Here is a 19,298-nt window from a genome sequence, read left to right as displayed (position 1 = left end):
CGCGTGTCGATCACTCACCTGCGCCCGTGAAGGCGCCTGGCCTGTTAATTGCTAGCGCTGAAAAGCCGGTAACACCTTTTCCAGCTCTTACTGCATTGCTGTACCGAGGTCAGTGTCATGAATCCAAGCACTCAGTATTCGACCCTCGCTGTCGCCGCACCCCGTCGCTTTGAATACTGGAAAGAAGTGGTCTGTCGCCATTGCCTGGCGGCCGACAGCAAACCCCTGTCCCAGAGCAGTTTCGATGGCGCGCTCGCGGTCAATGCGTTAGGCGCTCTGGACATCTGTTCGCTGTCATCGCCACTGCATTATTGGGAGCGTTCCGAGCAGCATCTGCGCAGCGGTCCGGCCGACGATTTATGGTTGGGGTTTGCCCGAAACGGTCATGGCCAGATTGAACAGGGCGGCAGGAAAGCCAGCCTGGCAACCGGCAATTTGTTTCTTTATGACGCAACGCAAGCGTTCCGATTCAGCCTCGGTGGTACCGAAAACCACCTGGTGCGCATCCCGCGAGCCCTGCTCAGTGAACGCCTGCCGCGTATTGCGGATTACACCGCGATGGTCCTCGATGATCGACGGCCTGGCGTGATCCCCTTGCGTGAAATGCTGCGCCACGCGGCCAATACGCCTGCTGCATTCCAGGATGAAGGCATCTCCAGTCGTTATTCAGAGGCGTTGCTCGACCTGCTGGTGATCAGCCTGGAACTTCAGGACCTGAAGGCCGTTCACCAGGAACTGGACCTCTACGGCCGCATCATGCAGTACATCCAACGCCATCTGGCCGAGCCGGACCTGTCGATCGAGGCCATCGCCCAAGCCCACAATGTTTCTACCCGCACCGTTACGCGTGCCTTTGCGCGCTACCAGAAGACCCCTGCGGCGGAGATCTGGAGAGAACGGCTGAATGCCAGCCGGGAAGCGATCGAGCGTGGCCAGGTGCGCAGTGTCTCGCAGGCCGCGCTGGACTTCGGGTTTTCTGACTTCTCGCATTTCAGCCATGCGTTCCGCAAGGAGTTCGGCGTCGCGCCCAACACGCTTTTGCAGCGAAATTGAGAGGGTGTGCCATTTGAAAACACCGAGCGCAACCTGCGCGGTATCGATATCGATAATGGCCTCGCGCCACCGTTGGTCGGATCTCCCCTCGCACCACTGAACGATTTTTGAAGGGCACCGCTCTATCTGCGCGGACATAATCAGGTGCTCACATGCAACATCCAATGCGGCGTTCCGCTGTGCAAAGCTGGGCTGAAATGTATGCCCAGGCCGTAAACCACGAGGATATTGAGGATCAATATTTCAAGTTGCTGAGCAGGGCCGACGATATGGAGAGCACCGGCCTCATCAATGGGAGAGAGTGGAGGAAGCTTGTTCGCCGAGCCGGCGAATACCTCGCCAGCACTGCAGAATAAGTCGATAGGGGAGCGCTAGCCGGCGCTCCTGTTCCTGGACATATCAACCTCAAACGTTATCTCGTCAGCGAGTTGCTGAACGCTCGAGCTGTCTGCCAGCTTGGCGAGGTTGATACCCGTCGTGCAAAACATCGATTCATGTTCTGGCTGCCTGACAAAAACGGTGGCCGTCCAGCCGTTGATCAGCACGCAATCCACCGTATGCCCCGGCAGACTCCGCTCCAGACCCTCAGTCAACGATATTTTCTTCCAGCTGTGCATGATGACGTACTAGCGTAAGTAGTGATGCACGATTGACCCGTGCGCGTGCAAAAAGTGCCAATAGGCCATCACTTTCAATCTTTGCGCTTGAGTACATTGGCATCCTGCTCATGCAGTTCGGCAAGCGCCCAACGATAGGCCTTGACCCAACCGAATACGGTCCACCCCGCGAGGAGATTGATCTTGAGCAAGGCACGCGGAGGGTTCGGATGGAGGAGGGCGACGCAGATCGATGGGTACATGTAGAGCAAAACGGCGCTGAGATAAAACAGGAAACTGGCTGCCAAGGCGATCGCCGTGTCACCCGTACAGATCAGAGAGCTGACGGCGCAGGTTGGGACAAGTACTGCCAGGCCAAATACCCTCATCGCCAGCTCTCCAGGCCAGCCGCTTTGGATCGCGGCTTTGAGAGCAGTGATATCACAATGCCTTGTCCTTGAACAGGCAAGCGCAAAAAACGGTCAGGCCACGATTTTCAAGGGCTCAGGCGCAACAGACATCAGGATTCAGCCCCCGGCGGATGGCCGAAATACGCTTTATAGGCATGGCTGAAGTTGGCGGGGTTGGCATAGCCCACGCGGTGGGCAATCTGCGCCACGTGCCATTTGCGCTGACGCAGCAGGGTGCGCGCCAGTTCCAGGCGCTGGTGGCGCACGTAATCGAGCATCGACTGGCCATACACGCGGTTGAAGGCCCGTCTCAGGGTGGTTTCGCCCACACCCAACTGCCGTGCCAGCGCCTGGGTGCCGGGCGGGTTCATCAGGTTGGCGTCGAGCTGAAAGCGTGCTTCGTGTGCCAGGTCCGAATGGCTGCGCAGCGTGGCCGCAGGCTCGACCGGCGGCGCAGACAGATGCGCGGCCAGTTCGACCAGCACGGCCAGGCTCAGGCTTTCCTGGTTCAGCCGTTCCAGCGTGCCCTCGTAAGGTGAGTGATAAAGCCGCTCGAGCAAGCGCCCAACGGCGTGGCAGCCGTTCAGCTCTGAAAAGTGCATCCCATCACCAAGCAGCGTGGACAACGGTTGCAGTGCCGGGTCTTCTTCGGCCATCTCGCGCAGGTAGTCGCCACCGATGCGCAGCCCGGCCATGCGTGCACGGCTGCCTGCGGGCATCTGGTCCATGGCTTCCATGCTTTCGCTCAAACCCAGCACATGGGGGGCGCCGGGCGTGTAGTGATTCAGCACGCCGTCCACCCGATGCTGCCACTGCCCACCCAGCACCTGCACGATGCACACGCTGTCGGGCAGCACTTTATGGATGCTCAACGGCTCGGGGAACAGCAAGTCACAGTCGAAATACTGCAAGTACGGCTGCACCGTCTGCGCACGGTAATGCCCGATTGCGCTGCCCATGACCTGCCGCGCACTGTCATCGAACACGCCGGCCTGGGCCAGGGCCTCTGGATGATCAAAGCAGAATTGGGTATCGAGATACGGGTTGCGGCGGTCCATTGAAAAAGCGTCCGTCAGAGCTGGTTGGCAGCGTTGCATGATACCGACATCGGGCAACCGGATCAGTTGTTGTGAGCCACGGCCTTATTGTTGTGCGCAGCGGCCGGACCGCTTGGCAGACCCCCGCGTGTTGATTTCAATGATCGGCTTTGAAACTTTGAGGAAGCGGATATGTTGATTTATCGCAAGTGGGCGGCCCTGCTGGGCCTGGTGCTGGCCGTGATGGCGGGGCTTGCCCACGCTGACAATCGCCCGGAAGTCGCGGAAAAAGTGCTGGCCTATGCCGGCGCGGGCGGTGTGAAGGTCTGGACCCTGCGCATCGGTGCGCGCAGTGACAACCAGGCGCTGGTGCAGGTGGAGGGCGTGGATCACGACTGGAACCTGAAGATCCAGAAAATGACCGTGGAGAAGACCGCCAAGGACACCCGCTACTCCACCCGCGTGGACGGCCAGAAATTCGTGGTGCTGGTGCTGCAACAAAGCTGGGGCGAGCTGTACTTGCCCGGCGAAGCCCAAGCGCTGAGCGTCGGCTATGACGAGTCGTTGTCCAGCCAAGGCAATGCGCAGGCGTTCCTGACCGATTATCTGCAGGCCAACTGAGCCATGGGCCGAGTCGGACGCGGGTCATGGGCGCTGATGCTGCTGTTGTTACCGCTGGCGCTGATGGGCTGGGCCAGTGTGCAGGGCTGGCGCGCCGATGAGGTGCTGCGAGAGGCGCAGGTCATCGACCCCGTCTGGATCCGTGTACGTCAGGCCCTGGCGGCGCTGGCGTACTGGCTGGCCCTTGCCGCGCTGGTGGCGGGGCCCGCGACGTGGCTCAAGCTGCGGCTGGACGCCTGGCGCGCGCGGCAATCCAGGGACTTTCTCTACGACCGCCTGCTCCTCTGCTGGCGTGCCCTGGGGCATTGGCTGGTGGCCTACACCGCGCTGCTGGTCGGCGCGCTGGCGCTGAGCCTGGCGTATGAACTGAGCTGGGGCTGGAGCCATTTCAAGGCTGGCGGCTGGTTCATGCTGCTGGTGGCGGTGCCGGTGCTTGGCGTGCTGTGGGCGGGGTGCCTGCTGATCAAGCGGCTGCGCCAGCAATGGCACGTGCTGGAGCGCCCGTCCTCGGCATTTCTGGGGCAAACCCTGGGGCGCGACAAGGCCCCGGCGTTATGGGCGTGGATTGCGCAACTGGCGCATGCCGCCGGCGCGCCGGTGCCCGACCATATCGTGGTGGGCATCGACCAATCGTTTTTCGTGACCAGCGTCGATGTGGCGCTGCAACCGGCGGGCGAACGGCTCACAGGGCGTACCCTTTACCTGCCATTGACCTACCTTTCGACCCTGAGCCAGGCCGAGACGGCGTCGATCATCGGTCATGAGCTGGGCCATTTCAGCAGTCGCGACACCGAGCGCGGCAGCGCAATCGGCGCGCAGTTCAGCCTGATGTGCCGGCACTTTTCCTCTCTCAGTGCTGAGGCGGCCGACCCTGCGTGGATCGAGCGCCCGGCGCTCTGGATGACGCAGCGTTTCCTGCACCACTGGCACCTGGCGGTGCATCACTGGGGCCGTGCTCAGGAACTGGTCGCGGATCGAGTCGGCGGCAACATCGCTGGTGAGCGGCTGTTCTGCCAGGCGCTGCTGCGCGTGATTGCGCTGGACGCTGAAATCAACCGGCTGCTCGCCGAACACCACCCCAACCTGATCCAGGCCCTGGCCCACCACCTGCGCCATACCCCGTTGCGCTTGAACGACGCGGTGCTGGACCACGCCATTGCACACCCCTTTGATACGCACCCGCCAACGGTATTGCGCGTGCAGCAACTGGACGTGGTGCTGGATGACGCGCTGCTGGCCCAGGCCACCCGGGTGCCCACCGAACACGACCGCCATTGGTTCAGTGAACTCACCCGTATAACAAACCCTCAAGGAGAATGATCAATGACCCAACCCCGCGACCCTCTGTCGGACCTTGCCAGCGCACTCAGCCAGGACTATGCCGACTCTCGCGAGGCTCAGCGCGAGCGTGCGATAGCCGAACTGGAGCAGGTCATCCAGCGTGTACCCGAGCAGACCGAATTCACCAACTCGCGCCGCTACAAGCTGTGCGGCCCGCTGTTTTTGCTGATTGCGCTGGGCTTGCTGGGGTTCGCCCTGCATCGGGGCTCCTCCGGCCTGGCCGTGTGTGCTGCGGTGATGGCGGTGGTGTTCGTGCTACTTACCTGGCAGCACCGCAACGCCGGGCAACACGTCTTTATGCGCCTGACCCGCCGCCAGCTGTTTGTCGACACCCTGAGCGCGCCGATCGAGCTGGCCGACATCGTCGATCTCGAGGTCAGTGAGCCAGGCTGGCTGACCGTGCAGAAACTGCTGTTGCGCGCGGAGGCGCCCCTGCCTGTGCACCGTTCCGCGCGACAGCTGTTCGGCAACCAGGCGCTGGCCCTGAAGAAGCCCCAGCCGCATATCCTCATTCAATCCGCTGGCCTGATGCATGACGGCCGCACCCTGGAGTGCGACCAGATCGCCGAGATCCTCAACGCGTATTGCCAGGCTGCCCACGCCCAACAACAGCTGGATGCCTTGCGCCAGGGCACCCGGCACGATTCCTGAGCGGTTGAAGCAGCTGGGGAGGGGTTGCCCTGAGCGCATGCGCATCCGCTCGGGGCTCAAACCTGCCATTGCGCTATTTCTGCGGAACAGATGCAAACCCCGCAAAGTCTCCTTTAAATGCCAGAATCACTGCTGGAACGTTTTTGGAGAGTTTCATGCTGCGCACCTTTGAACAACGTCTCGACCCTTTCCCGCCTGACGAGGTACCGCCGCCGCCGGAAGGCCTTGCGCGGTTCCTGTGGGCCTGCACGCGCGGTGCACGCGGTTATGTCCTCGCGCTTGCGCTGCTCAGTGCCGGTGTGTCGATTTACGAGGCCTGGCTGTTTTCGTTTCTCGGTCAGGTTGTGGACCTGCTCTCGACCTGGCAGGCCGGCGGCGAGGCGGCGGGGCAGGAGAGCCGCGTGGTGTGGGGTATCGCTATCGTATTGCTGACCAGCATCGGCTTGGTGGCCTTGCGCACGATGGTGCAGCACCAAGTCTTGGCGATCAATCTGCCGCTGCGGCTGCGCTGGGATTTTCACCGGTTGATGCTGCGCCAGAGCCTGTCTTTCTTCTCCGATGAGTTCTCCGGCCGCGTCACCACCAAGGTGATGCAAACCGCGCTGTCGGTGCGCGAGGTGCTGTTCACCCTGATCGAAATCGCGCCCGGTATTGGTGTGTACTTCATCGCGATCATTGCGCTGGCCGCCGGCTTCGACCCTAAGTTGATGCTGCCTTTCATTGCCTGGCTGGTGTTGTTCGGCCTGGCCATGGCGTACTTCGTGCCGCGCCTTGGCAAAGTCGGGCAAGAACAGGCCGATGCGCGCTCGTCCATGACCGGAAGGATTTCGGACGCCTACACCAACATCACCACCGTGAAGCTGTTCTCTCACTCCAAGCGCGAAGCGCATTTTGCGCGCGCGGCGATGGAGGATTTCAAGCAGACCGGTTTTCGCCAGATGCGCCTGGTCAGCCAGTTCGAGATCGTCAACCAGGCCCTGGTGGTCGGGTTGATCATGGGGGCCGGTGGGTATGCGCTGTGGTTGTGGCACCAGGGTGAAGTCGGCACTGGCGCCGTGGCGGCCATTACCGCCATGGCATTGCGCATCAACGGCATGTCTCACTGGATCATGTGGCAGATGACCGCGCTGTTCGAGAACATCGGCACCGTGCAGGACGGCATGCAAACCCTGACCCGCGGCCCCAAGGTGCAGGATCTGCCCGACGCTCCCGCGCTCATCAGCACAGCCGGTGAGGTGACCTTCGACAATGTGAGCTTCAATTACAACGGCGAACGCCAGGTGCTCGATGGCCTGAACCTGACCATCCGCCCCGGCGAAAAGATCGGGCTGGTGGGGCGCTCCGGCGCCGGTAAATCGACGCTTATCAACCTGCTGTTGCGTTTCTATGACGTGGACAAGGGCGCGATTCGCATCGATGGGCAAAACATTGCTCATGTCACACAGGAAAGCCTGCGCAGCGTGATCGGCATGGTCACTCAGGACACGTCCCTGTTGCACCGCTCGATCCGCGACAACATCGCCTATGGCCGCCCCGACGCGACCGACGCGCAGATTCGCAGTGCCGCAGCCAGCGCCCAGGCCGATGAGTTCATCAGCCAGCTCAGCGACAAACAGGGCCACTCCGGCTACGACACGCTGGTGGGCGAGCGGGGCATCAAACTCTCGGGCGGCCAGCGTCAACGTATCGCCATTGCCCGGGTCATGCTCAAAAACGCGCCGATCCTGCTGCTGGACGAAGCCACCAGCGCACTGGACTCGGAAGTCGAAGTCGCCATCCAGGAAAGCCTCGATGAAATGATGCAAGGCAAGACGGTGATTGCCATTGCCCATCGGTTGTCGACGATTGCGGCCATGGACAGGCTTATCGTCATGGACAACGGACGCATCATCGAGCAGGGCACGCATACCCAATTGCTGGAAAAAAATGGCACCTATGCGCGGCTCTGGCATCACCAGAGCGGGGGCTTTTTGGGGGAGGATCAAGGCGTGGTCGAGGGGGTGGAATAAGAGGGGTATTGGCCGCCGTGAAATTTTTTGCGCGCTGCTTGAAATTGTCAGCCCGAAGCTTTACCCACAGGGGCGGCGATGGACGCGGCGACGTCCCAGGTCATCAAGAGTTGGCTGATCGCGGCGTCGAGTGTGGCGTGGGGTACGTTGTCCCGCGCGAGGATTGAAACCCCCTGCAAGAAGCTGTCAAACACACTCGCCATCACCGCAGGCTGAGTATGTTGCGGCAACTGGCCGCTACGCACTGCGCGCTCCACACACGCGACAATCCCTGCCCGTGTGCGCAGGCGCGACTGGGTCAGCGCATCCGCCACCCGCGCATTTTCCGGGCTTGGCGCACTCATCACGCCCAGCGCGACCATGCAGCCCTTGGGGTGTCCCTCTTCGCACTGCATGCGGACTGACTGGCGCAGCGCAGTCTCGACGGCCTGGCGCGGTGGCAGACTTTCGTCCCACAGGCATTCGGTGACTTGGGCGTAGGTTGTCAGATAGCGCTGCACGCACTCCTCGAACAACGCCTCCTTGGAACCGAACGCGGCATAGAAACTCGGCGCGGAGATTCCGCCGCCCAGGCCGGCCTTGAGCTGGGCCAGAGACGTGGCGTCGTAGCCGTGTTGCCAGAACAGGTGCAAAGCCTGTTCCACGGCGTGCTCACGGTCGAAGGTGCGGGGGCGGCCCATTTGTGCCATGTCAGGTCTCCGGTGGCAAGGTGAGATAAATACTAGTCGATACATAAGTCATTGACAACGCGCACCGGTCGCCTGCAATATTTATATCGATCAGTATATAAGTCTTGCCAAAGGAGTTTCCCGTGACCGCCTCACTCACCGTATCGGCCGCATCCGAGCGCTTGCCTATCGGCGCCTTGCTCGCCCTGGCCATGACCGGCTTCATCTGCATCGTCACCGAAACCCTGCCTGCCGGCCTGCTGCCGTTGATCAGCGATGGCCTGGCGATCTCGCCATCAATGGCTGGGCAGATGGTCACCGCCTATGCACTGGGTTCGGTGCTGGCGGTGATTCCCATGACGATTGCCACCCGTGGCTGGCGTCGGCGCAATGTGCTGCTGCTGACCATCGTCGGTTTCCTGCTATTCAACTCGATCACCGCACTGTCGTCCCACTATGGCGTAACGCTGGTAGCTCGTTTTTTTGCCGGGGTGGCGGCGGGGTTGGCCTGGAGCCTGTTGGCCGGTTACGCGCGGCGTATGGTTGCGCCCCACCAACAGGGCAAGGCACTTGCGTTGGCGATGGTCGGCACGCCGATTGCGCTGTCGTTGGGGGTGCCTTTGGGCACCTGGCTCGGTGGACTGGTGGGCTGGCGTACCACGTTCGGCCTGATGTCGGCGCTGAGCCTGGGGCTGATCGCCTGGGTACTGGTGAAAGTCCCGGACTACGCGCCGCAGCCCGCTCACCAACGCGTGTCCCTGCGCAAGGTGCTGACTACGCCGGGCGTGCGCCCGGTGTTGGCGGTGGTGATCAGCTGGATGCTGGCACACAACATTCTGTACACCTATATCGCGCCGTTCGTGGCGCCGGCGGGGTTGGCGGAGCGTGTCGACCTGGTGCTGTTGGTATTCGGGATTGCCGCGCTGGTGGGGATTTGGATCACGGCTAAATTGGTTGAACCGTTACTGCGCAAGACCGTGTTGGTCAGCCTGGCAAGCTTTGCGCTCATCAGTGTGGTGTTCGGTTTGCTGGGAAATGTGCCGCAGGTAATCTACCTCGGCGTAGCGGTATGGGGCTTGAGCTTTGGCGGCGCCGCGACCTTGCTGCAAACCGCCCTGGCGGATGCGGCGGGCGATGGCGCGGACGTGGCGTTGTCACTCAACGTGGTGGCGTGGAACAGCGCGATTGCCGGCAGCGGCGTGGTGGGGGGCGTGTTGCTGGACACCTGGGGTGTGGCGGCGTTTCCGTGGGCGATGCTGGCATTGATCGGCGTTGCGCTCCTGATTACCGTGGCGGCGCACGCCCATGGCTTCAAGCCGGGGGCGCGTAGCGCAGGCAAGCCAGCCGTGGCCGGCCATTAAGAGAAAAGCGGCCGCCGGTGAATGGCGGCCTGTTTCTTCAAGGGATCAACCGCGCTTCACGCAACTGATCGAATACCTCAAAAAACGCCTGGTCGCTGGCCTGGTAGGCGGTAAAGCCCATCTTCCGGCTCTTGGACATATCGGTGACCACCTCGATCGGGCGCCCCAGGTCGGCATCGGTGTGCCAGGGCGAGACCAGGCGGCTGATGTCGGTTTCCTTCAACCCGTGTTTGGCTGCGATCTCGCTCCAGGCCGCCTGATCATCGGCCATCTGGCTCTCAAGCGGCGAGGGTTTGGCCGGGAACGCTGCGGGTACAAGGCCAAAATAATCGGCGATCTGCGCCCACATCCATTTCCAGCGGAACACATCGCCATTAGTGATGTTGAACGCCTGGTTGGCCGCCGCCGGCGTGGTGGCCGCCCATAGCTGCTGCTGGGCCAACTGGCGCGCATCGGTCATGTCGGTGAGGCTGTCCCATTGCACGCGGGAACCGGGGAATACAAACGGGCGTGCGGTGTGTTTGCAGACACTGGCATAGACGGCGAGGGTGGTTGCCATGTTCATGGCCTTGCCCACCGCCACGCCGGTGACGGTATGGGGGCGATGCACGCTCCAGGTGAAACCGTCCTTTTTTGCGGCGGCGAACACTTCGTCTTCCTGGGCGTAGTAGAAGTTCTCCACGTCCAGGCGGCCTTGTTCTTCGCGGAACGGCGTTTGCGGCAGGCTGCCCTTGCCGTAGTTTTCGAACGGCCCGAGGTAATGCTTCAAGCCGGTGACCAACGCCACATGCTGCACGCTTGCGGCGGGGCGCACGGCGTTCAGCACGTTGCGCACCATGGCCGCGTTGACACGGATGTTCTCGGCTTCGGTAGCCTGGCGTGACCAGGTGGTGATGAACACATGGGTGGGTTTCAAATCGGCCAGGGCCTGTTGCAGCGATGCAGGGTCCTGCAAGTCGGCGGCCACCGGAATCACGCCGGGTACTTGCGAGGGGTGGCGGGACAGCGCGGCGACCTGCCACTGTTGGTCGAGCAGTAACTGGGTGATGGCGCTGCCAACGATACCGCTGGCCCCGACGACTAATGCAGTCTTGGTCATAAAATTCTCCCGAAGATGTAGGGTTCTGAGCCTCTACGTGTGGGAGAGGTTCAACCTTATCCGCCAGTCTCGTCCTAGGTGCTTAAAGGTCGATACCGGCTTCAAGTTCGAAACGATTGGCGTAAAAAATCGCTGATCAGCCCCACCACCTGTTGTTGAATCACCGCCCTCGGCCGAGCCTCTTCACCATCGCGGCAAATCATGCCGTCGCCCGGCGAGCTCTCCTCAATCAACGCCATGCCGCCCGGCTTGCAGATCGACATAAAGCTGAAGTGGGTGGCATCGGCGATCTGCACATAGGTCGTGGTTGCTTCAGGCAGGCGCTTTACCAGGGCGGCGGACTCCAGCTGCGGGTCCATATCCTCTGAAGGCACGCCCCCTGCAATCACCAGCGCCGGTACCGGCAGCGTCGCCAGGCTCACGTCGGAGAAGCCGCGTGACAGGCCCAGGTCCAAGGACACTATGGCGCTGACGCGTTTGTCGCTCAAATCGGCGGCCAACCGAGCCTTGCCGGCTGGCGTGTCGGCGGGGTTCATCGCCTGATAGCCGATGCAGCCGCCGAGCTTGGGGTGGACGCCGCAGTCACGGCTGAACAGGTCGGGATCGAAGCGTGCTCCGGCGGTTTCCAGCACGGTCCAGCCGCCAAGGGAATGGCCCACGGCAGCAATCTGGCCAGCCGCGACCGCGCCAAATGCCTTCGGCTGAGCCAGCACCGCATCAATCGCGCGGCTCAGGTCGGTCGGGCGTAACCACAACTGCGCAGCGGTGTGTGGGTTGCGATCCTTGGAGGTGGTGCCCGGGTGGTTGACCGCCGCGACGATGTACCCCTGATGCGCCAGCGCACTGGCCAGCCACACCTGATTGCCCCAATTACCGCCATAACCATGGGAGAGCACCACCAACGGATGTTCACCGGCCGCCGGCGGGGCGTCAGGCACGGCGAGGGCACCGATGAACACCGCGTTGTCGGCGATCAGCGTGGGGGTGGCCGTGGTGGTGGCGGGGTACCAGACGGCCAGTTCGAGTGGCCGGTTGTTTTGTGCGTCGGGCAGGGTGACGGTGTTGAAACCGACGGGGTTTTCGGCGGCGAAGGCGGGGGCGGTCAGGCACAGCAGGAGCAGGGCGTGCAGGGCGGTTTTCATTGTGGTTATCGTCCTTGATTCGGGGGGGCATCATGACCTGAATTCCCCGTTCAGTGCCATGAGCTGCGCGCCGTTTTTCATCCATACCCGTAGTAGCCCTGGCTGAGCGCGCGCTCGGGCTGGCGGTCTAGATTTCGTCATATTTTTGCAATGAAAAAATGCGATTTTTTCCGCGGAAAGAGGACGTAGCAGTGTGCTAAACCAATCTAAGTACATGTTTTAATTATGTAAAATTGATTTTAAGGAAGGCCGATGTCGGTGTGTTGTCAGAAAAGCCGGGAAGCGTTTGAACGTACGCTGCAAGCGCGGATTCCGGAGGGTATCGCCCATGCGCTGAAGCTGTCTTCGAACGTCTCGGCAGCTCACGCTGTGACCCACGTGTCATGAGAGTGGTGACCTCGGGTTCGGCGTACCTGGACATCGACGCGTATGCCTGTTGCATTGCGTACGCCGAGCTGTTGAATCACCAAGGTGTTGATGCTCGGGCCGTCAGTAGCGCCCCGCTCAATGTCAGCATCTCCAGAACCGTGCTCGGATGGCAATCATCTCTGGACGATTATCTGCCGGGAGCGGGTGATGAGTTCGTGTTGGTGGATGTCTCCGACTACCACCATTTCGATCCGTTGGTGGTTCTTGAACAGGTGGTGGAAGTCATTGACCATCACCCAGGCTTTGAAAACCATTGGGCGCAGAAGCTCGGATCTGCGGCAGACATCCTGCCGATCGGTGCAGCGGCGACTCTGATTTTTCAGCGTTGGGAAGCGGCAGGGCTGTTGCCGCTGATCAGCGAAAAAAGTGCTGCGTTGCTGGCCACGGCAATTCTGGACAATACCCTGAATTTTACAGGGCAGTTGACCACCCCATCGGATATCCGGGCTTATGAAGTCCTCGCATGCCGGGCGAAACTGGAAGCCGACTGGCCCGAGCGATATTTCTCCGAGTGTCAAGCCACTATCGAGTCAGACCTGATTGGCGCGTTGGCTGGTGATTTGAAGCGGCTGAAAGCCGATAGCAACCTGCCGCAGGTTTTCGCGCAGATGGCGGTGTGGGATGCCAGTGCGCTCATCCGAACGCATCGTTCAACGATCGGTCACTGGCTGACGGCGCAGGGTGGAGACTGGCTGTTAAACGTCATCAGCATCCGCGAGTGCAAAAGCTACTTTCTGGCTGAGCCCTTGGTCAGCCAACAAAAGTTGAGCGATTTGCTGTCGATCGAATGGCAGGCCGGAATGGCTGTGCTTGAACACGCGCTGCTACGTAAGGAACTGTTGAAGCTGGGGTTGGCCCGCATCTGCATTAAAAACGGGTAGCGTCGCCAAAGCCCGCATCATGCAAAAGCCGGCCGCCTCATAATGGAGAGGGCCAACACCTTTTCGCTACTAAACGAGAGGGTGGCAGCTGTACGCAGGTTAGTAGACCGGGGAAACACACAAAGCCGGCGCGCCCGAGGGCGCCCTGCGCACAGCCACCATCAAGTACAGACAAGAACATCTGATCGATGAGGCTCATGCACTTCATGTTGTCACGCGGGCTACTAAACTCGATCACTGAGTTGTCAGTGACCAGGCCACCTTAGAGACGCCCACTCAAGCGCACAAGCCGGCGGATTCAGACGCAACTGTAGGCAATGGAGCAAGGCGCCGAGGCTTCTAACTGGGCTTGAGCGAAAAGGGGGCGGGAATCCTTCAGAAGTAAATCCGTCCCCTTTTCGGACGCTATTTCAGCGGGACATACACATCGGTCTGCCACTGATCCTGCGGCGTCTCGGGGTAAACGCTCAGGTAATGGAAGAACAGGGGATGGTCGCGAAGCTCCTCGCCACTGGCAGGCAACCAATCGCGATAAATCGGATAGATCGTTTCGCCGATATGATCCGGCGACCCCACATGCCGCACCACCACGCATCGCCCACCCGGAATGACGCGCTCATGCACGCCAAACGCATTCGGCGCCACAGCCTCGTCAATCTCGCCACAGATGACAAAACGAAATTCCTCCGGCGGGGTGGTATCGGGGTTGTTATAGGGAATGCCAAACGTGCGGCTCGACGCCACCGGCGACTGGCCGCTGTGCTTGCGCCATTCGATAAACCGGCTGGTCGTCTGATTGACAAGCCCGGCGGGCCCGCGATGCTCAAGCGCGGCGACCTGGGTTTCAGTGAACACTACGATGCGTAGTTGCATGATGATCGTCCTGGAAAAGTGAGGGATGGCGAACACCGCATTCCAGGTCTGCCAGTTCGGCGCCTTCCTGAACGCACTCGGCGCCATACCGAACGCCCGCCGAAACGCCCGGCTGAACGCCTCCGGGCTTTCAAAACCGGCACCGAGCGCGGCATCCAGCACCGAATACTCGGCAAGGCCCGCCAAGCTATGGGCCGCACGACGCAGACGCATCAGCTGCACATACCGTGATACCGGCACGCCGACAAACGCAGTGAACTGTCGATGGAAGTGAAACGCCGAAAAGTTCGCCACCTGGCTCAACGTATTCACCGACAGGTCACCTTCGAGATTGGCTTCGATATAGGCGAGGACGACGTTGAAACGTTTGGTGTAGGCGAGGTGGCTGGGCGTTTCGGACACTGGAAGAAACTCCTGGAGGGGCGGTCGGCGATAGAGTCGCCTACAGCGAGGGGGGCGTGCCTAGCCGGGTTTGCTCAAGGTGCGATTGGGCTGCTCACCAAAAACCAGAAAGCCCGCCAAAGCGGGCTTTTTCACAGCTTAAATCACATCAGGCAACAGTGGGCGAAGCAAACCTGCGCTTCTAATCGAAAAGGGGGGCGAATTTATTTTGGCTTTTTTTACGGGAAGAAGTCGGCCAGCAGCGGACATTCAAAAAGTACCCAGCTGTCGTACCATCGGCATGTCGACAAAACGGAGGTTGATATGGGAAATGGTCATGGAAAACGAGTCGTTGTCATTGGTGCAGGCATCGTAGGCGCGTCACTTGCGTATCACCTGGCTGGTAAAGGTGCGAATGTCATCTTGGTCGAGGCGCAAGGCATAGCGTCTGGGGTAACTGGGAGTTCATTCGCCTGGATCAATACCACACATCCCGAACCTGACCCAATTGCGCAACTGCGCGCTTCTGCCATCAAAGAGTACCGCCGACTCGAAACACAGTTGCCTGGCATGGAAATACGATGGACAGGCGCCTTGTCATACAGCGTGATGCCGAATGCGGCGCTGTCGGCTTCGGGTAAGCAGGCATCGGATCACTGGGTCTCTCGATCACAGATTCTCGACCTTGAGCCAAATCTTAAGAATCCTCCGGAGGCTGCTTTGTTTGTGGCGCAAGAAGGGGCGCTCGACGCAGTGGCAGCTACGCATGCGTTAATCGCGGGCGCCGAGGCATATGGGGCGAAGATTCTTACTCAGACGCGAGTTCTCGGATTTGTAACGCAGGGTGCAAAGGTGTCCGGGGTTGAAACAACAATAGGCAGCATCGATGCCGATATCGTCGTATTAGCAGCCGGGACAGGCATAACGAAGCTGACAGACATGCTTGAGGTGTCCCTACCCATAAAGGCCTCGCCTGCCATTTTCATCCGCTACAAACCACAACCCAACCTCGTGCACACCCTGATCTCCAGCCCCGAAATGGAAGTGAGGCAAAGCTCGGACGGTGCGTTGCTGGCGGCAGAAGATTACCTGGACGAAGCCATGGAGAACCAACCGTTAGCGATCGCACTTCGAACTGCCAAGACAATCCGGGACGAACTCCATGGGGTCAATTCAATAGATGTGGAGAGCGCTTGTGTCGGACTCAGACCCATACCTGCCGATGGTATCCCCATTATCGGTTATCTACCCAAGGTGGTCGGCGCGTATGTTTGCGCAATGCACCCCGGAATTACTTTGGCGGCGATAGTCGGGCGCCTTGCCAGCGAGGAAATCATTGACGGCGTGGCGTCCAGTGCCCTTTACCCATGCCGGCCCGATAGATTTTTCCAAGCTTAGTGGCTGCTCCTGTTACATATCTATCGGCCAGAAGCAGCCAAAAGCGGCTCCTTGACCACCCATTAGTCGGGCGGCTCGTTACTTCTTGTGTGAACAACTCTGGAGTCCACCGTCACTCATTCGCTAGTGCTCAATATTTGCGGGCTTCACGTGCGACAGGTAGGATCCGCCCCATGTATCTACTGCGCTAACGCGTTCGCCAAGCTACCTATGGATCACCCGCACGAGCTACCGCCGTGCATGTATGGAAACAGGTAAAGCATGACCCGAAACCTCGCATCGATTGGCCTGATGTTCGCCCTGGCCGGTTGCCAGAGCCTCAACGACATGGGCAAGAGCACCGCCGACTACATCAAGGCGGCACGGCAGACTCCGATGGATCGCTACCTCGAAGAACAGCGCAACCGTTACGAGCCGCTTGGCACCTTCGATTACACGCGGGACGACAACCAGAGCAAGGCCTGCCGTGAAGCCATTTACAGCAGGGATGTTGCACCCGCTAGTATGGTGATGGTCAAGGGAAGCAGCGATGCTGGTAATGCGACGTGCCGGCATGTGCTCGGCACGTTTTACGAGAGCGGCAACGGCGTCACTCAGAACATCGGTATGGCCCGCGGTCTGTATCTCGAAGCGGCAAAGGATGACCCTTACGCCTATGTCGAACTCGGGCGCATGGCGCGCGACGGGGTGGGCGAGCCCGCTGATTGGATTAAAGCCCGTGATTACTACCGACTGGGGGGACGAGCTGGTGCGGTGGCACTGGGTGAGATGATGGAGCACGGACAGGGCGGTGCGCACGATGTGCCCGGGGCCTTGAAGCTTTACATTGACGCGACGCAGAAGTATGGCGACAAAGCTTGGCAGGCGATACAGCCACTGTTGGCGCAAGGGCTCGAACTCGACGCCGGGCAAGTGCAGAAGTACAACCGGTTGTGGACCGAACGATTTGTACGCGAGCAGCGCAACCGCTTGTTGATGTCTACGGTGTTTCAGCATGTTAAGGCATCCGGTCAAACCTTCACGGTCACCGTGCTTTACCGGTTCACGGCTGGGCAGCCCCGTTCCAAGGCCTATCTGGTCAAGAGCTGCGGCGATCCGGTTATCGACAGTCTTGTGGTGTCGGCAGTGGACGGCCTACCCATGCAGGATCGCTACCTAGTGCGGGCGGGCGAGGACATTCCGCCCATCCAGGTGCCTATCGTATTAAGGCCAACCGCTGGTTGAAGCCTTGTGTTGCCATTGCTGACCTCATCACTGGCAAGCCGGCTCCCGAACGGTCCAAACTTCGGGGGGATTGGGGTCAGACCACGCTTCCGATAATGGTGGTCTGACCCTAGTTCCTAGGCTTGCGCCTTGTCCGCCAGCCGTTGCACCCACTCGGCATCCTGGTCATTGACCACGGCGTAACGGTCCGGGGGTAAAAAGGCCCAGTGATGGGCTACCTCGACAAGGCGCTTGAGTTCATCTGCAGACACCCAATACGGCGTGTCGACCAATGGCATCGGCGCACCGCTGAAACGCCTGCCGAGACAGAGGTGGGTGCCGGGGGCAAAGGCGAACGTCAGTGCCTGGCAGGGCTGCATGTGCTTGTCCGGGGTGGGCATTTTGCCAACCCGTCCATAGCTGAAGTTGCCTGGATATTCCTCCTTGAGCACCAGCCAGTGGCCCGCAGTCGTCTTGGCCAGGACCCATTGCGTCACACCGCTGTGTTGCACGCATTCAAGCTTGCCTTTTGCCCATTGCATGAGGGTGTTGCAGTCCGGATCATAATCGGAGGACCACAGGCTGGTGCCGGATACCAGGCCATGGTGCTCAAGCTCGACCAACCCTTGCTCCGGCATGGACCGCCAGTAGCGTTTGGTCGGGTCGCGGGCATCGCGCAAGAAGTTGTGTAACCCCCAGCCCGCCATGAAGAGCAGCGTGGCGAGGGCAAGCCAGCCAAAGGAGGCTCCGACGATCCGGTCAATATCCAGGCCGGGGGCGAATAACGAGCGATAGAGCAACAGGCCCAGTAAAAACGCGATACCCGGCAGTACAGGGCCAAAGCACAGCGGCGGCACCAACACTTCGATCCAGCTGAAACGGTGCCTGCATGCGTGCTCCCGCGCCCAGGCTTGCTCCTGGGCGAGCATCGGCGCCTGTTCGCGTGGGGCAATGCCAGGGTCGGGCGTCTGAAAGCGCATGAACAGTGTGTAGGGGGTATCTCTCATGGACCCATCATGCTCTTGAGGTCGAAACGGGGACAGCCTGTAGAAGATCCTGCGCCGGCTATATATGCAAGAGGTCGCCGGGTTTTTGCATAGTCTGAGACGACTCGGCGACCTTTTGTGGGTAAAGCGTCTAGCTGATAGCCGCCTCGTGCGTCATCAACTTATCCATCAGCAATACGCCCAACCTGAGTTGTCAGCGACCAGGCCACCTTAAGGCGAGGACAACGTTGAAACGTTTGGTGGGGCGGCTATGAAGTTTGCCGATGCCTATCCGCTGCTGAAAAGATGCGGATAGCTTGACCCGGAAGGGGCGCGACCGCCTTGTGCAGTGCGCGTAGTGCAGCTTTGGGTCGAAAACAGTCACTCCCACCCGAAACGTCCACGGAAATTTGACCCATGAAAACCGCTCTAATCTCCGACACTCACAATCTCCTCCGCCCCGAAGCCATCGGCGCGCTCCAAGGCTGTGACTTGATCATCCACGCCGGCGACATCGGCAATCCGGACATCCTCGCCCAATTGGCCAAAATTGCCCCCGTCCACGCCGTGCGCGGCAACAATGATCTCAGCAGCCCATGGGCCAAAGACCTCCCTGACCTCCTGACCTGCACCCTCAACGGCTGGCACACCCTTCTTGTCCACGACATCGCCGACGTCCCCGCCGATCTAGATCCAGACATAAAGCTCATCATCACCGGCCATTCACACAAACCTCGCATCGAATGGCACGGCGATCGTCTATACGTGAACCCCGGTAGCGCTGGCCCTCGGCGTTTCAAATTGCCGGTCACGCTGGCGATTCTCGAGATACAACCCGACAGCATCAATCCGCGCCTGATTTCCCTGCTGGATCCCCCCAGCTGACACCGCTACGGTTCCCCCGACCCAGAACAAGGAACCCACACATAATCTGCACCGCCAGCCGCCGCAGCGTTTTGTTGGAAGCGATGTTCAACCGCATTGCGCCAGCCGGTTTCGAAGCGGTCGGGGAAAAAGGGGACAGATTTATTTCTCAGAGGGCGTGAGCGTTGGCCCAAGCTGCTGGGATGACTGGCAGCTATCGGCCAGACGCTGCCACTCAATACGACTCGATAATTCCCACCCGAGCGTGCATCATCGCGCTTGCCACGATCCCGTC

18 protein-coding genes are annotated in these 19,298 nt (G+C 60.5%); 10 read left to right on the top strand and 8 right to left on the bottom strand.

Translation table 11 applies throughout. From position 1 onward, the window contains the following. Positions 1 to 117 precede the first annotated feature (117 nt). Positions 118 to 1,053: a helix-turn-helix domain-containing protein gene (locus DK870_RS27845; protein ID WP_090370440.1), complete on the top strand. Its 936-nt coding sequence runs from the start codon at positions 118 to 120 to the stop codon at positions 1,051 to 1,053. A gap of 371 nt (positions 1,054 to 1,424) precedes the next feature. On the opposite strand, the gene DK870_RS27840 is transcribed toward DK870_RS27845, so the two are convergent. The 3 genes from DK870_RS27840 to DK870_RS27830 all read right to left on the bottom strand — a co-directional run bounded on the left by DK870_RS27840 (position 1,425) and on the right by DK870_RS27830 (position 3,117). After that, positions 1,425 to 1,670 carry a hypothetical protein gene (locus DK870_RS27840; RefSeq protein ID WP_060752489.1) on the bottom strand — a complete coding sequence of 82 codons (246 nt, stop codon included), beginning with the start codon at positions 1,668 to 1,670 and terminating at the stop codon, positions 1,425 to 1,427. A gap of 74 nt (positions 1,671 to 1,744) precedes the next feature. Further along, positions 1,745 to 2,038 carry a superinfection immunity protein gene (locus DK870_RS27835; protein ID WP_161550289.1) on the bottom strand — a complete coding sequence of 98 codons (294 nt, stop codon included), beginning with the start codon at positions 2,036 to 2,038 and terminating at the stop codon, positions 1,745 to 1,747. 131 nt (positions 2,039 to 2,169) lie between these two features. Further along, positions 2,170 to 3,117 carry an AraC family transcriptional regulator gene (locus DK870_RS27830; protein ID WP_090370447.1) on the bottom strand — a complete coding sequence of 316 codons (948 nt, stop codon included), beginning with the start codon at positions 3,115 to 3,117 and terminating at the stop codon, positions 2,170 to 2,172. A 171-nt stretch (positions 3,118 to 3,288) separates the two neighbouring features. Between DK870_RS27830 and DK870_RS27825 the strand changes: the two genes are divergently transcribed. From DK870_RS27825 to DK870_RS27810, 4 genes are all read left to right on the top strand, one after another. Then, the gene (locus tag DK870_RS27825) at positions 3,289 to 3,717 is read left to right on the top strand and encodes a hypothetical protein (protein ID WP_161550288.1); all 429 of its coding nucleotides are present in this window, start codon (positions 3,289 to 3,291) and stop codon (positions 3,715 to 3,717) included. Between the two features lie 3 nt (positions 3,718 to 3,720). Then, positions 3,721 to 5,037 (top strand): M48 family metallopeptidase, encoded by a 1,317-nt coding sequence (locus tag DK870_RS27820; RefSeq protein ID WP_178126911.1) that lies wholly within the window; start codon positions 3,721 to 3,723, stop codon positions 5,035 to 5,037. A 3-nt stretch (positions 5,038 to 5,040) separates the two neighbouring features. After that, positions 5,041 to 5,709: a hypothetical protein gene (locus DK870_RS27815; RefSeq protein ID WP_060752494.1), complete on the top strand. Its 669-nt coding sequence runs from the start codon at positions 5,041 to 5,043 to the stop codon at positions 5,707 to 5,709. Positions 5,710 to 5,864: 155 nt separating this feature from the next. Beyond that, positions 5,865 to 7,718, top strand: a complete 1,854-nt coding sequence (locus tag DK870_RS27810) for an ABC transporter ATP-binding protein (RefSeq protein ID WP_161550287.1) — start codon at positions 5,865 to 5,867, stop codon at positions 7,716 to 7,718. Between the two features lie 47 nt (positions 7,719 to 7,765). Here the strand turns inward: DK870_RS27810 and DK870_RS27805 are convergent, their stop codons facing one another. After that, positions 7,766 to 8,407 (bottom strand): TetR/AcrR family transcriptional regulator, encoded by a 642-nt coding sequence (locus DK870_RS27805; protein WP_161550286.1) that lies wholly within the window; start codon positions 8,405 to 8,407, stop codon positions 7,766 to 7,768. Positions 8,408 to 8,529: 122 nt separating this feature from the next. On the opposite strand from DK870_RS27805, the gene DK870_RS27800 reads away from it, so the two are divergent. Then, the gene (locus DK870_RS27800) at positions 8,530 to 9,747 is read left to right on the top strand and encodes an MFS transporter (RefSeq protein WP_090370455.1); all 1,218 of its coding nucleotides are present in this window, start codon (positions 8,530 to 8,532) and stop codon (positions 9,745 to 9,747) included. Positions 9,748 to 9,784: 37 nt separating this feature from the next. On the opposite strand, the gene DK870_RS27795 is transcribed toward DK870_RS27800, so the two are convergent. Together DK870_RS27795 and DK870_RS27790 are read right to left on the bottom strand one after the other, a co-directional pair. Further along, entirely contained in the window at positions 9,785 to 10,846 is a 1,062-nt protein-coding gene (locus tag DK870_RS27795; RefSeq protein ID WP_161550285.1) for an SDR family oxidoreductase, read from the bottom strand. A gap of 101 nt (positions 10,847 to 10,947) precedes the next feature. Next, on the bottom strand, positions 10,948 to 11,988 hold the full coding sequence (locus DK870_RS27790; protein WP_161550284.1) for an alpha/beta fold hydrolase: 1,041 nt from the start codon (positions 11,986 to 11,988) through the stop codon (positions 10,948 to 10,950). Positions 11,989 to 12,371: 383 nt separating this feature from the next. Here DK870_RS27790 and DK870_RS27785 point away from each other — a divergent pair, with 383 nt between their 5' ends. After that, positions 12,372 to 13,298, top strand: a complete 927-nt coding sequence (locus DK870_RS27785; protein ID WP_161550283.1) for a bifunctional oligoribonuclease/PAP phosphatase NrnA — start codon at positions 12,372 to 12,374, stop codon at positions 13,296 to 13,298. Between the two features lie 405 nt (positions 13,299 to 13,703). On the opposite strand, the gene DK870_RS27780 is transcribed toward DK870_RS27785, so the two are convergent. After that, on the bottom strand, positions 13,704 to 14,573 hold the full coding sequence (locus DK870_RS27780; protein WP_161550282.1) for an AraC family transcriptional regulator: 870 nt from the start codon (positions 14,571 to 14,573) through the stop codon (positions 13,704 to 13,706). A 303-nt stretch (positions 14,574 to 14,876) separates the two neighbouring features. On the opposite strand from DK870_RS27780, the gene DK870_RS27775 reads away from it, so the two are divergent. Continuing rightward, a complete protein-coding gene (locus DK870_RS27775) occupies positions 14,877 to 15,950 on the top strand; it encodes an FAD-binding oxidoreductase (RefSeq protein ID WP_161550281.1) in 1,074 nt (357 codons plus the stop codon). A gap of 261 nt (positions 15,951 to 16,211) precedes the next feature. After that, positions 16,212 to 17,174 carry a tetratricopeptide repeat protein gene (locus DK870_RS27770; protein WP_161550280.1) on the top strand — a complete coding sequence of 321 codons (963 nt, stop codon included), beginning with the start codon at positions 16,212 to 16,214 and terminating at the stop codon, positions 17,172 to 17,174. Positions 17,175 to 17,290: 116 nt separating this feature from the next. Here the strand turns inward: DK870_RS27770 and DK870_RS27765 are convergent, their stop codons facing one another. Then, complete coding sequence (locus DK870_RS27765; RefSeq protein ID WP_256679938.1) at positions 17,291 to 18,160, bottom strand: hypothetical protein; 870 nt, start codon at positions 18,158 to 18,160, stop codon at positions 17,291 to 17,293. A 396-nt stretch (positions 18,161 to 18,556) separates the two neighbouring features. On the opposite strand from DK870_RS27765, the gene DK870_RS27760 reads away from it, so the two are divergent. Continuing rightward, positions 18,557 to 19,024 carry a metallophosphoesterase family protein gene (locus tag DK870_RS27760; RefSeq protein WP_161550279.1) on the top strand — a complete coding sequence of 156 codons (468 nt, stop codon included), beginning with the start codon at positions 18,557 to 18,559 and terminating at the stop codon, positions 19,022 to 19,024. Positions 19,025 to 19,298: the final 274 nt, after the last annotated feature.

The sequence above is a fragment of the Pseudomonas sp. Q1 genome (genome assembly GCF_009935975.1).
Lineage (GTDB): Bacteria > Pseudomonadota > Gammaproteobacteria > Pseudomonadales > Pseudomonadaceae > Aquipseudomonas > Aquipseudomonas palleroniana.
This window is presented reverse-complemented; position numbering and strand designations above follow the sequence as displayed.